This window comes from Catellatospora tritici, from assembly GCF_019083965.1.
Lineage (GTDB): Bacteria > Actinomycetota > Actinomycetes > Mycobacteriales > Micromonosporaceae > Catellatospora > Catellatospora tritici.
Window position 1 is genome coordinate 117,752 of record NZ_JAHRCY010000007.1, and the last position, 12,868, is coordinate 130,619.

Here is a 12,868-nt window from a genome sequence, read left to right on the forward strand (position 1 = left end):
ATACGTGGCACGATGCCGCACCATGGGCATCCTCCTCCGATTGGCCGCCAGCGCGGCCGCCGTCTGGGTGGCGACGCTGCTGATCGACGGCATCACGGTGAACGCCGAGACCACCCTCGGGAAGATCGGCACGTTCCTCGCCATCGCCGTGATCTTCGGCCTGTGCAACGCGCTGCTGCGCCCGGTCATCAAGACGGTCGGCTGCGCGTTCTACATCTTCACCCTGGGTCTGATCGCGCTCGTGGTGAACGGCCTGCTGTTCTGGCTGACCAGCGTCATCGCCGGGGCGCTCGACGTGCCGTTCCACGTCGACGGCTTCTGGTCCGCGCTGCTCGGCGCACTGATCGTCGGCGTGGTCAGCTGGGCCCTCAACCTGCTCATCCCCGACAACGACTGAGCCAGACGGCGCCAGCCTCGCGCCGTCACCGCCGCTTGAGGTCGGAATTCGGGCTGTGACCCCGGATTCCGACCGAAGGCAGCGATCGCCGTCACATTGTCAGTAGCAGCGGCCAACTCGCCCCTTACGATTCGACCGTGAGTCAGCTTCGCCTCGGCTACCTGTACGGGCTTGGCGCGTACACCATGTGGGGCTTCTTCCCCGCGTACTTCAAGTTCTTGCGACCGACCGGCCCGTTCGAGGTGCTCGCACACCGCATTGTCTGGTCCGTGCTGTTCATGATCCTGCTGCTCACCGCCGTACGCGGCTGGCGCCGCATCGCCGAACTCCGCCACCGTCCGGCCACCGTCGCCGGGATCGCGCTGGCCGGGCTGCTCATCGGCATCAACTGGGCCACCTACATCTGGGCCGTCAACATCGACCGCGTCGTCGAGACGTCGCTCGGCTACTTCATCAACCCGCTCGTGGTGATCGTCGCCGGGGTGGTGCTCCTGCACGAGCGCCTGCGCGGTGCCCAGTGGGCCGCCGTCGGCATCGGCACCGTAGCCGTCCTCGTGCTCACCGTCGACTACGGCCACCCGCCGTGGGTCGCCCTCATCCTGGCCTTCAGCTTCGCCATGTACGGACTGGTCAAGAAGCGCCTGGGGCTGCCCGCCACCGACGGCCTCTTCGTCGAGTCGGCCGTGCTCAGCCTGCCCGCTCTCGCCCTGCTGATCTGGTACGCCCAGCACGACCAGCTCACCTTCGGGCACATCAGCACCGGCCACACCCTGCTGTTGGCCGCTGCGGGCGTGCTCACCGCGGTCCCGCTGCTGATGTTCGCGGGCGCCGCCAACCGCCTCCCCCTGGTCAGCATCGGCATGCTCCAGTACGTCGCCCCGACGCTGCAGCTCGCCCTGGGCGTGTTCCTCTTCCACGAGCCGATGCCGCCGGTGCGCCTGTTCGGCTTCGGGCTGGTATGGCTCGCCCTGGCGGTCTTCACGTGGGACGGTCTGCGCACCGCCCGCGCCACCCGCCTACGCCCCGCCCCCCTCCCCGCCGCCTAACGCCGAAAAGAAGGGCCCCTTCTTATCGCGCATCGGCGCCCAGTCGGCGAGGGAGGGTGCAGTTTCGGGGAAAGTGTCGGTAAGACCGCCAAGATTCCAGCACTTTTCCCGAAAGTGTCGCGATCTTGGCGCGCGCACCGCGCCCCGCGCACCGCGCCCCGCGTTCAGCGCGGGCGGCGCGTTCGGCGCGGGCGGGGGCGGGCGGCGCGGGCGGGGGCGGCTCGGGGAGAGGTTCACCCCGCGTTCATCCGGGGTCAGGGATGGGATCATCCGGCGTCCCTACCGTGCGTGACGAAAGGCATGTGCCGATCCTCACGCCTGGAGGCAATCCCTCATGAACGAATCCCGCCGCCGGCTTCCCCTGCTCGGCGGGGACGGCCACAGCGGAGGCAGCCGGTCCTCGATGACCTGCCTGTACCGCTGCGCCAATGCCTGTGACCACCCCGCCCCCAACACCTCCTCGAACGAGTACTTCGGTGACCAGATCGAGGCCGAGGTGACCCGGCGCGGCGTGCTGAAGGCCGGTTCGGCCGGGGCGATCGCACTCGGTTTCGCCGGTGCGACGGCCGGGGCCGTGGCCGGTGCCGCACCCGCGTTCGCCGGACCGGGCGAGTCCGGTGCCGCCGAGGGCTTCTCGACCGCCGCGCTGGAGACCTCGGGTGGCCCGGCCGCGCTGACGTTCTCGCCGATCCCGCCGAACACGCTGGACAACCTGGTGGTGCCGAACGGGTACGACCACAACGTGATCATTCGCTGGGGCGACGAGGTGGTGCCGGGCGCGCCGGACTTCGACCCGGCGGCGCAGACCGGCGCAAGCCAGTCGACGCAGTTCGGCTACAACAACGACTTCGTGGCGGTGCTGCCGCTGGGCCGCGGTCACGACCGCGCCCTGCTGGTCTGCAACCACGAGTACACCAACGAGAACCTGATGTTCCCGGGCTTCACCACCCTGGACGCGCTGAGCGACGAGCAGGTCAAGGCCGCGATCGCGGCGCACGGCATGTCCGTGGTCGAGCTGGAGCGTGTCGGGCGTACGGGTCAGTGGCAGGTCGTCGACCGCGGCCGCCGCCCGTACAACCGCCGCATCACCGCCCTGTCCACAGTGTTCGCGATGACCGGCCCGGCGGCCGGTTCGGCGCTGCTGAAGACCGCCGCCGACCCGACCGGCAGGAAGGTCGTCGGCACGCTCAACAACTGTGCGGGCGGCGTGACCCCGTGGGGCACGGTGCTGTCGGGCGAGGAGAACTGGAACCAGTACTTCGTCGGCGGCGACGGCGTGCCGGAGGAGGCCAAGGCGGCGCTGAACCGCTACGGCGTGTCGACGACCGCCCGCTACCCCGCCGACTCGCGCAAGTGGGACCGGGTCGACGCCCGGTTCGACCTGACCGCGAACCCGAACGAGGTCAACCGCTTCGGCTGGATCGTGGAGATCGACCCGTTCGACCCGGACTCGGCTCCGCGCAAGCACACCGCGCTGGGCCGGTTCAAGCACGAGGGCGCCAACGTGATCGTGGCCGACAACGGGCACGTCGTGGCGTACATGGGCGACGACGAGCGGTTCGACTACATGTACAAGTTCGTCTCCAGCAAGAAGATCACCCGTGGCGACTCGTACTGGGCGCGCAAGCAGAACCTGACGCTGCTGGAGTCCGGCGACCTGTACGTGGCCAAGCTCGACTTCACCAGCGCCGCCGAGATCGACGGCACTGGCAAGCTGCCCACCGACGGCGCCTTCAACGGCACCGGCACCTGGCTGCCGCTGGTCAAGGACGGCCGGTCGATGGTCACCGGCTGGACGGTGGAGCAGATCCTGGTCTTCACCCGGCAGGCCGCCGACGCTGTCGGCGCCACGAAGATGGACCGGCCGGAGGACGTCGAGCCCAACCCGGTCAACCGCAAGATCTACGCCGCGCTGACCAACAACACCGCCCGGGGCACCACCACCGGCCGGGGCGCCCTGGCCGACGAGGCCAACCCGCGCAACGCCAACAAGCACGGCCACATCTTCGAGCTGACCGAGGACGGCGGCGACCACACCGGCGCCACGTTCACCTGGGCGATCCCGATCGTCTGCGGCGACCCGGCGGACCCGTCGACCTTCTTCATGGGGTACGACAAGACCAAGGTCTCCCCGATCTCCTGTCCGGACAACGTCGCGTTCGACAGCAAGGGCAACCTGTGGATCTCCACGGACGGTAACGCGCTGCTCAGCAACGACGGCCTGTTCGCCACCGCGCTGTCGGGCCCGGAGGCCGGTCACCTGAAGCAGTTCCTGACCGTACCGCGCGGCGCCGAGACCTGCGGCCCGTTCATCGCCACGGACAACAAGACGGTCTTCGCCGCGGTGCAGCACCCCGGCGAGCTCACCGGCGCGTCCTTCGACAAGCCGGCCAGCACCTGGCCTGACGGCGACTACAGCAAGCCCGGCATCGTGGGCGTATGGCGCCTGGACGGCAAGCCCGTCGGCTCCTGAGCCCACACCGCCCCACCCTCGGCGCCCGTGGCCCCCGCCACGGGCGCCGTCGCGCACCTAGGGCGGCGTGTGCGCCGTCGCGCGCAGGCGGGCGCGCGCGGCGCGGGTGCGCTCAAGTTGCCCGGCAATCGGTCGAAAGAGGGCTCAAGATACGCCCGATTGCCCGGCAACTTGGCAGCGATCTTGCGGTGGTCCGGCGGCGAGTTTGGGGCGGTCGGGGCGGCGGGGCGCGGGGGCTCAGGCGGCGGCGGGCATCGGCGGGTTGAGGGCGGTGGCGAGGGCCCTGGCGGTGCTGTAGAGGCGCTCGCGGATGACGGGGGCCTGGGCCACCAGGTCGACCGCCGGAAGCGCGCAGGCGACGACGTAGCGCTGCGACAGGTCCCCAGCCGTCTGCACCGCCACCGAGGCACAGGCGACGCCCGAGCGGAACTGGCCGATCTCCACCTGCATGCCGCGCCGCATGCCCGCGGCGATGTCGGCGTCGAGCGCCGACGATGAGCGCAGCGTCGCCTGGGTGAACGCGCGCATGCCGTGTTCCTTGAGGTAGCGCTCGCGGGCGGCCGGCTCGAGCGTGGCGAGCAGGCTCTTGCCCAGGGCGGTGGCGTGCGCGCCGTCGTCGAACCCGGGCACCAGGTCTTCGACGTGCGGGGAGCGGACGCCCTCGGCGATGGCGGTGATGGCCACCTTGCCGTCGACGAAGCTGCCCAGGTAGTGGCTGTAGCCGATGTCGGCGGAGGCGCGGCGCAGCACGGTGCCGACCTCGGCGGGCCCACGCATGGCGACCACGAGTTCCCGGAACCGGTCGGCGACGGCCAGGCCCAGCGTGTATCCGCCGTCCCCGCGCCGCATCACGTAGCCCTGGTGGGCCAGGGTCCGCAGCATCCGGTACGCCGCGGCGGGCGTGATGTCGCAGCGGCGGGCGATCTGCTTCGGTGACAACCCAGCTGGTGTCTCGCCCACCACTTCGAGCACGCGCAGCGCTCGGGCGACGCTGCTGACCATGTCCGATGGCGGGACTGTGGAATCTCGCATCGTCAGCACCTCCCAGGCAGCCGCACCTACGATATGCAAATGCAGGGCTCAGGTGAAGGGCCGAAAGGTAGCGACTTAGGTCGATCCACTCACGACACGGGCGTCAACTGATCCTGTCCGCCACGACGTCACAGAGGGCCTCCAACGCGACCTTGGCGGGGTTGTCGGGCAGCCCCGCGAGCTCGGCCCGAGCCCGCTCGGCGTAGCCGCGTACGGTCTCGCGGGCCTGGCGCATCGCGTCGCTCTCGCGCAACAGCTCCAGCGCCTCGGCGTGCATGGCGTCGTCGGTCACCGGGCCGTCGGCGAGGATCTGGCGCAGCCGCACCGCGGCCGGGTCGGCGTCCTGGCTGGCCAGGGCGTATAGCACCGGCAGCGTCGGCACGCCCTCGCGCAGGTCGGTGCCAGGTGTCTTGCCCGAGTCCGAGCTGTCGCTGGAGATGTCGAGCAGGTCGTCGGAGAGCTGGAACGCCAGCCCCAGGGTCTCGGCGTACGCGGTGAGCCGGGCGGTGACCGCCGGGGACGCACCGGAGAACATGCCGCCGAAGGTGGCGCAGGTGGCCATGAGTGAACCGGTCTTGCCCGCCAGCACGTAGAGGTGGTGCTCGACCGGGTCCGCATCGCGCGGGCCGACGGTCTCGGCGATCTGGCCGTGCACGAGGGCGGCGAACGTCTGCGCCTGGATCTTCACGGCCTCGGGGCCGAGCCCGGCCGCGAGTTCGGCGGCGCGGGAGAACAGGAAGTCGCCGACCAGGATGGCCAGCGAGTTGCCCCAGCGCGCGTTGGCGCTCGGGGTGCCGCGACGCACCAGGGCCTCGTCCATCACGTCGTCGTGGTACAGCGTCGCGACGTGGGTCAGCTCCAGCACCGCCGCCGCGTCGATCAGCTCGGGCGCGTTCGGGTCGCCGAAGTGTGCGCAGACCGACACCAGCATCGGGCGGAAGCGCTTGCCGCCGGCGTCCAGCAGGTGCCGGGCGGCCTCGGTCACGAAGGGGTCGGCGGACTCGACGCACTCGCGCAGTCGTGCCTCCACCTGCGCCAGCGTCCGGGTTACCGTCGCCTCCAGCACTGGGTCGTCGAAACTGACGCCGGCTCCCCGCGCAGTACGACCGTTAACACTGCTCACCACGCCCCCACGATGCCACATGACTCACACATGATCGAAGCTCCCCCCATGCCTTCGCGAGACCATGGGAGGAGCTTCGGACTTACCGTTTCTTACTGGTCGAAACCACTAACGTACGAACGACGCCGCGTTGTTGGCCAGGTCCAGCAGCGCGCTGGGCGCGACGCCGAGCAGCAGCGTCACCAGCACCCCGACCATCAGCGCGGCCGAAGTCAGCGCGCCCGGGATGGACACGCTCGGCGTGGTGTCGCCCGGCTCGGACAGCCACATCATCACGACCACCCGCAGGTACGGGAAGGCCAGAATGATGCTGCTGAGCACGCCGAACAGCACCAGCCAGGTCTGACCGCCGCCGAGGGCCGCCCCGAACACCGCGAACTTCGCGGTGAACCCGCTGGTCAGCGGCAGACCGGCGAAGGCCAGCAGCAGGAAGGTGAAGATGCTGGCGAAGAACGGCGACCGGCGCCCCAGGCCCGCCCAGCGGGACAGGTGGGTGGCCTCACCGTCGGCGTCACGCACCAGCGTCAGCAGCGCGAACGCGGCGATGATGGCGAAGCCGTACGCGACGAGGTAGAACAGCATGCTGCTCAGGCCGTCCCGGCCACCGCCCAGCACACCGACCAGCAGGTAACCGGCGTTGGCCACCGAGGAGTAGGCCAGCAGCCGCTTGAGGTCGGTCTGGGTCACCGCCAGCACCGCGCCGACGAGCATCGTCAGCACGGCGATGATGCCGAGCACGGGGGTGAAGTTCCAGCTGCTCCGGTCGAAGCCCACGTACAGCACGCGGGCCAGGCCGCCGAAGGCCGCCGCCTTGGTGCACGCCGCCATGAACGCGGTGACCGGGGTCGGCGCGCCCTGGTAGACGTCGGGCGTCCACACGTGGAACGGCACCGCGGCCACCTTGAACAGCAGACCGATCGCCAGCATCGCCAGACCGACCAGCAGCAGCACGAACGGCTTGTCCGAGGTGCCGATGGCGGCGTGGATCGAGTTGAAGTCGACCGCGTTGGCGAAGCCGTAGACCATGGCCAGGCCGAACAGGAAGAACGCCGAGGCGAACGCGCCGAGCAGGAAGTACTTGACCGCGGCCTCCTGCGACAGCAGCCGCTTGCGGCGGGCCAGTGCGCAGAGCAGGTACAGCGGCAGCGAGAAGACCTCCAGCGCCACGAACATGACCAGCAGGTCGTTCGCGGACACGAAGAGCAGCATGCCGGCCAGCGCGAACAGCGCCAGCGGGTAGACCTCGGTCGCGCCGGACTCGCGCGCGGCCTGACGGCGGTCGGCCTCGGAGCCGACGGTGATCGCGGCCTGCGCCACGAACGGGCCGCCGGTCTCCAGCGTCCGCTCGCCGATCAGCAGCAGCGAGACGATGCCGAGCACCAGCAGCGTGCCCTGCAGGAACAGGCCCGCCTTGTCGATCGAGATCGCGTCGGAGGCGGTGTGCGCGTTGGCGGCGGTCACGCCCGCCGCCGCCCGCTTGATCACCATGACCAGCGCGGCGCCCATGGCCAGCAGGCTGAGCACCAACTGGACGGCGTTGCGGGCCGCCTTCGGCACGAACGCCTCGACGAGCACCCCGACGCACGCCGCGCCGAAGAGGATCAGCATCGGCCACAGTGCGGCGTAGTCCAGATGCGGGAACGAGATGGTGTCGCCCATGGTCACTTTCCTGCTTCCACAGTGGTGGCGGGCGCCGGGTCGGACCGCTCCGGGCTGACCACGCCGTTGAGGGTGGCCTGCACCGCCGGGTTGATCACGTCGAGGACCGGCTTCGGGTAGAAGCCGAGCACCAGCAGCAGCGCGATCAGCGGCGCCACGACGACGCCCTCACGCAGCGACAGGTCCTTCTTCATCGGCTCGAGGTCGCGCAACTTGTCGTTGAGCGTGCCCTGGGTGGTGCGCTGCACCATCCACAGCACGTACGCCGCGGCCAGGATGATGCCGACCGTCGCGATCACCGCCACCGTCTTGTTGACGGTGAAGGTGCCGATCAGCACCAGGAACTCGCTGACGAAGGGCGCCAGGCCGGGCAGGGCCAGTGAGGCCATACCGGCGATGAAGAAGACGCCCGCCAGGACCGGCAGCAGCTTGCCCGCGCCGCCGAAGTCGCCGATCATCGTGCTGCCGCGCCGGGCCACGAACATGCCCACGACCAGGAACAGCAGGCCGGTGGCCAGACCGTGGTTCAGCATGTACAGCACCGAACCGCTACCGGCCTGGATGGTGAAGGCGAAGATGCCGATGCCGATGAAGCCGAAGTGCGCGATCGAGGTGTAGCTGACCAGGCGCTTGAGGTCGTTCTGGCCGACCGCCAGCAGCGCCGCGTAGATGATGCCGACCAGCGACAGCGCGATCGCCCACGGCGCGAACCAGCGCGACGCCTCCGGGAACAGCGGGAGGCAGTAGCGCAGGATGCCGAAGGTGCCGACCTTGTCCATCACGCCGACCAGCAGCGCCGCGGCACCGGCCGGAGCCGCGCCGCCCGCGTCGGGCAGCCAGGTGTGGAACGGGAAGAACGGCGCCTTGATGGCGAACGCGAGGAAGAACCCGAGGAACAGCCACCGCTGGGCGGTGGTGGTGAACTCGGCGCTCGTCAGCGTCTGCCAGTCGAAGGTGTGCTGGCCGCCCTTCGCGCCCAGCACCCACAGGCCGATGACGGCGGCCAGCATGAACAGACCGCCGACCAGCGAGTACAGGAAGAACTTCACCGCGGCGTACTGGCGCTGCTTGGGCTGCACGTCCGAGCCGAAGGAACCGATGAGGAAGTACATCGGGACCAGCATCAACTCGAAGAACAGGTAGAACATCAGCACGTCGGTGGCGACGAAGTTGCCGATCATCATGCCTTCGAGCGCCAGCAGCAGCGCGAAGTACGCCGGGACGCTGCGCTGGCTGCGCTCGGCGTCGTGCCAGCTGGACAGGATCACCAGCGGCACCAGCAGCGCGATCAGCGCGATCATCACCAGGGCGATGCCGTCCACGCCGAACGAGAACTTCGCGCCCCAGGCGGGGATCCAGGTGAACGACTCCTGCAGCTGCAGTCGCGGCGTGCCCGGGCCGGTCTTGAAGGCCAGCCAGGTGGCGACCGCGACACCGAGCGCCACCAGCGAGACCAGCAGCGCCAGCTGCTTGGCCAACTGCGGCTTGCTGCGCGGCACGAACGCGACCACCAGTGCACCGACCAGCGGTACCAGGGTCAGGATTGACAGGTATTTCATCGTTATCCCATCCAGCCGAGCTGCACCGCGAGGAAGGCGCCGAGCACCAGCACCCCGCCGACCAGCATTGAGAGCGCGTAGGACCGGACGAACCCGGTCTGCAGCCGCCGTAGCCGGCCCGAACCGCCGCCGACCGCCGCCGCGAGCCCGTTGACCAGACCGTCGACACCCTTGTTGTCGACGAAGACCAGCAGCCGGGTCAGCCAGTTGCCGGGCTTCTCGAACACGGCCTCGTTGAAGGCGTCGGTGTAGAGGTTGTTCCGCGCCGCGGTGACCAGCACGCCCGCGGGCTGGGGGGCCAGCGCGGTGCCGTTGCGGAACAGGGCGTACGCCAGACCGGCGCCCGCGACCGTCAGCGCCAGGCTCAGCGCCGTGATGACGCCGTGCGCCAGCTTCGGGTGCTCCGCGGTCTCGGGGCCGAGCACCGGCTCCAGCCACTCCGGCACCGAGGTGACCATGAGGCCACCGGCGACGATCGAGCCGAGCGCCAGCAGGATCAGCGGGATGGTCATGACCGGCGGCGACTCGTGCGGGTGCTGGTCGACCGACCCCTCCTTGGCGGTGGTCCACCGCTTCGGACCGTGGAAGGTCAGGATGAACAGGCGGGTCATGTAGAAGGCGGTCAGGCCCGCGCCGATGAGGGCCGCCAGGCCGAACAGCCAGCCGGTCCAGCCGGGCCGCGAGAACGCGGCCACGATGATCGGCTCCTTGGTGAAGAAGCCGCTCAGCGGCCAGATCCCGATGATCGCCAGCCAGCCCATCATGAACGTGAGCCAGGTGATGCGCATGTACTTGTGCAGCCCGCCGAAGCGGCGGATGTCCACCTGGTCGTTCATGCCGTGCATGACCGAACCGGCGCCGAGGAACATGTTGGCCTTGAAGAAGCCGTGCGCCAGCAGGTGGATGATGGCCAGCGCGTACGCGCCGCCGCCCAGCCCGACGCCCAGGAACATGTAGCCGATCTGCGAGACGGTCGACCAGGCGAGCACCCGCTTGATGTCGTCCTTGGCGGCACCGATGATGCAGCCCAGCAGCAGCGTGATCGCACCGACGCTGACCACGATCGTCTGCAGCGTCGTGTTCTCCGAGAAGATCGGGTTCGAGCGGGCGATCAGGTAGACACCGGCGGTCACCATCGTCGCGGCGTGGATCAGGGCCGAGACCGGGGTCGGGCCCTCCATCGCGTCGGGCAACCACGCCTGCAGCGGGAACTGGCCCGACTTGCCGGCGGCACCGGCCAGCAGCGCCAGGCCGATCAGCAGGATCGTGGTGCTGCCCAGCGTCCCGATGTGGTTGAAGACGTACTCGTAGTTGACCGTGCCGAGGTTCGCGAACAGCAGGAAGATGCCCAGGATCAGACCCGCGTCACCGACGCGGTTCATCAGGAACGCCTTCTTGCCCGCGGTCGCGGCGGCCGGGCGGCCGTACCAGAAGGAGATCAGCAGGTATGACGCCAGACCGACGCCCTCCCAGCCGAAGTACAGCATCACGTAGTTGTTGCCCAGCACCAGCAGCAGCATCGCCGCGATGAAGAGGTTGAAGTAGCCGAAGAAGCGGCGACGTCCCTCGTCGTGGGACATGTACTCGGTGGCGTACAGGTGGATCAGGAAACCCACGCCCGTGATCAGCAGCACGAAGCACGCCGCCAGCGGGTCGAAGAGCAGCCCGAAGTCCACCCGGAGGTTGCCCACCGGGATGAAGCTGTAGAGGTTCTCGACGACCGCCCGGTTCTCCAGGTTGCGCAGCTGGAAGAACAAGGTCAGGCCGAGAATGAACGAGGCGAGGACCGACGCGACGCCGAGCCAGTGGCCCCAGCGGTTCGCGGCGCGTCCCGCCAGCAGCAGGATCAGCGCGCTGACCGCCGGGATGGCGATGAGCAGCCACATGTACGACAGCAGGCCGGTGGCGGGCGCGTACACGACCGCCTCCGCCTGCTCGGTCATCAGAGTTGCAACCATGTCCGCCTCAGTACTTCAGCAGGTTGGCGTCGTCGACGCTCGCCGAGCGCCGCGTGCGGAAGATGGACATGATGATGGCCAGCCCGACCACGACCTCGGCCGCGGCGACCACCATCGAAAAGAACGCCATGACCTGGCCGTCCAGCGTCCCGTTCATCCGGGCGAAGGTGACCAGGGCCAGGTTCGCCGCGTTGAGCATGAGCTCGATGCACATGAACAGCACGATGGCGTTGCGGCGGATGAGCACGCCGGTCGCGCCGATGCTGAAGAGCACGGCGGCCAGCACGATGTAGTACATGGGGGTCATGGGTCACTTCCCCTCGGTGTGCTTGTTCGCGATCTCAGCCGCGGTCAGCTCACGGGTCGGCAGGATCGGCGAGATGCTGCGCTCGGCCGGGCTGCCGTCGGGCAGCTTGGCCGGGGTCGCCACCGACGTGGAGTTCGCGAAGACACCCGGGCCCGGCTTCGGACCGGGGTAGTTGCCCGGCCGGAAGCGCTCCTTCATCATCGCGACCTGGCCGACCTTCTCGCCCTCGGCCCGCTCCCGGTGCGCCAGCAGCATCGCGCCGACAGCGGCCGTGATGAGCAGGGCGCTCGTGACTTCGAAGACCCAGACGTACTTGGTGAACAGCAGCTTGGCGATGCCCTGGACGTTGCCCGCGGCGTTCGCGCCGTCCAGGCCCACCGGGACGATGCCCCGAGTGGCCTCCCAGGCGCCGAACCCGAGCAGGCCCGCCAGGCCCACACCCAGGATGACCGCGGCGACCTTCTGGCCGCGCAGCGTCTCGATCACCGAGTCGGTGGCGTCCCGGCCGACCAGCATCAGCACGAACAGGAACAGCATCATGATGGCGCCGGTGTAGACGATGATCTGCACCATGCCGATGAACGGTCCGGCCTGCACGATGAAGAAGACGCCGATGCTGAGCATGGTCAGCACCAGCCACAGCGCGGAGTGCACCGCGTTGCGGGCGATGACCATGCCCAGTGCGCCGATCACCGCGAGCGGGGCGAGGATGAAGAAGACGACCTTCTCCCCGGTCCCGACGTGGCCCGCGGCGGCGAGCACCTCAGTCGCAAGAGTCATCGGGTCTCAGCTCCCGCCGACGTGCCCGGGTTGCTCATCGCACCCAGGTAGTAGTCCTTCTCCGTCGCGCCCAGCCGCATCGCGTGCGGCGGCTGCTCCATGCCCGGCAGCAGCGGCGCCAGCAGCTGCTCCTTCGTGAAGATCAGGTCCTGGCGGCTGTCGCGGGCCAGCTCGTACTCGTTGCTCATGGTGAGCGAGCGGGTCGGGCAGGCCTCGATACAAAGACCGCAGAAGATGCAGCGCGCGTAGTTGATCTGGTAGTTCGACGCGTACCGCTCGCCGGGCGAGAAGCGCTGGTCGTCGGTGTTGTCGCCACCCTCGACGAAGATGGCGTCCGCCGGGCAGGCCCACGCGCACAGCTCGCAGCCGATGCACTTCTCCAGGCCGTCGGGCCACCGGTTGAGGATGTGCCGACCGTGGTAGCGCGGGGCCGTCGCGTCCGGCTTCTCCGGGTACTCGGTGGTGACGGTCTTCTTGAACATGTGCGAGAAGGTCACGCCGAAGCTCTTCACGCCGCCAATGAACGTACCCATG

General features: G+C 69.2%; 11 protein-coding genes. 3 read left to right on the forward strand and 8 right to left on the reverse strand.

What is annotated here, in order from left to right; translation table 11 throughout:
- The first annotated feature begins 22 nt into the window (after nt 1-22).
- The 3 genes from KUA19_RS17570 (at nt 23) to KUA19_RS17580 (ending at nt 3,916) form a co-directional block, all read left to right on the forward strand.
- On the forward strand, nt 23-397 hold the full coding sequence (locus KUA19_RS17570) for a phage holin family protein (protein WP_217397086.1): 375 nt from the start codon (nt 23-25) through the stop codon (nt 395-397).
- 137 nt (nt 398-534) lie between these two features.
- Nucleotides 535-1,443 carry an EamA family transporter RarD gene (rarD, locus tag KUA19_RS17575; protein ID WP_217397087.1) on the forward strand — a complete coding sequence of 303 codons (909 nt, stop codon included), beginning with the start codon at nt 535-537 and terminating at the stop codon, nt 1,441-1,443.
- Between the two features lie 334 nt (nt 1,444-1,777).
- Nucleotides 1,778-3,916: a PhoX family protein gene (locus KUA19_RS17580; RefSeq protein WP_217397088.1), complete on the forward strand. Its 2,139-nt coding sequence runs from the start codon at nt 1,778-1,780 to the stop codon at nt 3,914-3,916.
- A 237-nt stretch (nt 3,917-4,153) separates the two neighbouring features.
- Here KUA19_RS17580 and KUA19_RS17585 read toward each other — a convergent pair whose 3' ends face one another.
- The 8 genes from KUA19_RS17585 to nuoI form a co-directional block, all read right to left on the reverse strand.
- Nucleotides 4,154-4,948, reverse strand: a complete 795-nt coding sequence (locus KUA19_RS17585; RefSeq protein ID WP_217397089.1) for an IclR family transcriptional regulator — start codon at nt 4,946-4,948, stop codon at nt 4,154-4,156.
- 103 nt (nt 4,949-5,051) lie between these two features.
- Complete coding sequence (locus tag KUA19_RS17590) at nt 5,052-6,092, reverse strand: polyprenyl synthetase family protein (RefSeq protein WP_217397090.1); 1,041 nt, start codon at nt 6,090-6,092, stop codon at nt 5,052-5,054.
- A gap of 87 nt (nt 6,093-6,179) precedes the next feature.
- Nucleotides 6,180-7,730, reverse strand: coding sequence for an NADH-quinone oxidoreductase subunit NuoN (gene nuoN / locus KUA19_RS17595; RefSeq protein WP_217397091.1), 1,551 nt, complete (start codon nt 7,728-7,730; stop codon nt 6,180-6,182).
- A gap of 2 nt (nt 7,731-7,732) precedes the next feature.
- The gene (locus KUA19_RS17600; RefSeq protein ID WP_217397092.1) at nt 7,733-9,289 is read right to left on the reverse strand and encodes an NADH-quinone oxidoreductase subunit M; all 1,557 of its coding nucleotides are present in this window, start codon (nt 9,287-9,289) and stop codon (nt 7,733-7,735) included.
- A 2-nt stretch (nt 9,290-9,291) separates the two neighbouring features.
- Nucleotides 9,292-11,232, reverse strand: a complete 1,941-nt coding sequence (nuoL, locus tag KUA19_RS17605) for an NADH-quinone oxidoreductase subunit L (protein WP_372451805.1) — start codon at nt 11,230-11,232, stop codon at nt 9,292-9,294.
- A 22-nt stretch (nt 11,233-11,254) separates the two neighbouring features.
- Nucleotides 11,255-11,554, reverse strand: a complete 300-nt coding sequence (gene nuoK, locus KUA19_RS17610) for an NADH-quinone oxidoreductase subunit NuoK (protein ID WP_212834180.1) — start codon at nt 11,552-11,554, stop codon at nt 11,255-11,257.
- A gap of 3 nt (nt 11,555-11,557) precedes the next feature.
- The gene (locus KUA19_RS17615) at nt 11,558-12,334 is read right to left on the reverse strand and encodes an NADH-quinone oxidoreductase subunit J (protein ID WP_217397094.1); all 777 of its coding nucleotides are present in this window, start codon (nt 12,332-12,334) and stop codon (nt 11,558-11,560) included.
- Nucleotides 12,331-12,867: an NADH-quinone oxidoreductase subunit NuoI gene (gene nuoI, locus KUA19_RS17620; RefSeq protein WP_217397095.1), complete on the reverse strand. Its 537-nt coding sequence runs from the start codon at nt 12,865-12,867 to the stop codon at nt 12,331-12,333. The genes KUA19_RS17615 and nuoI overlap by 4 nt, the downstream gene beginning before the upstream one ends.
- Nucleotide 12,868: the final 1 nt, after the last annotated feature.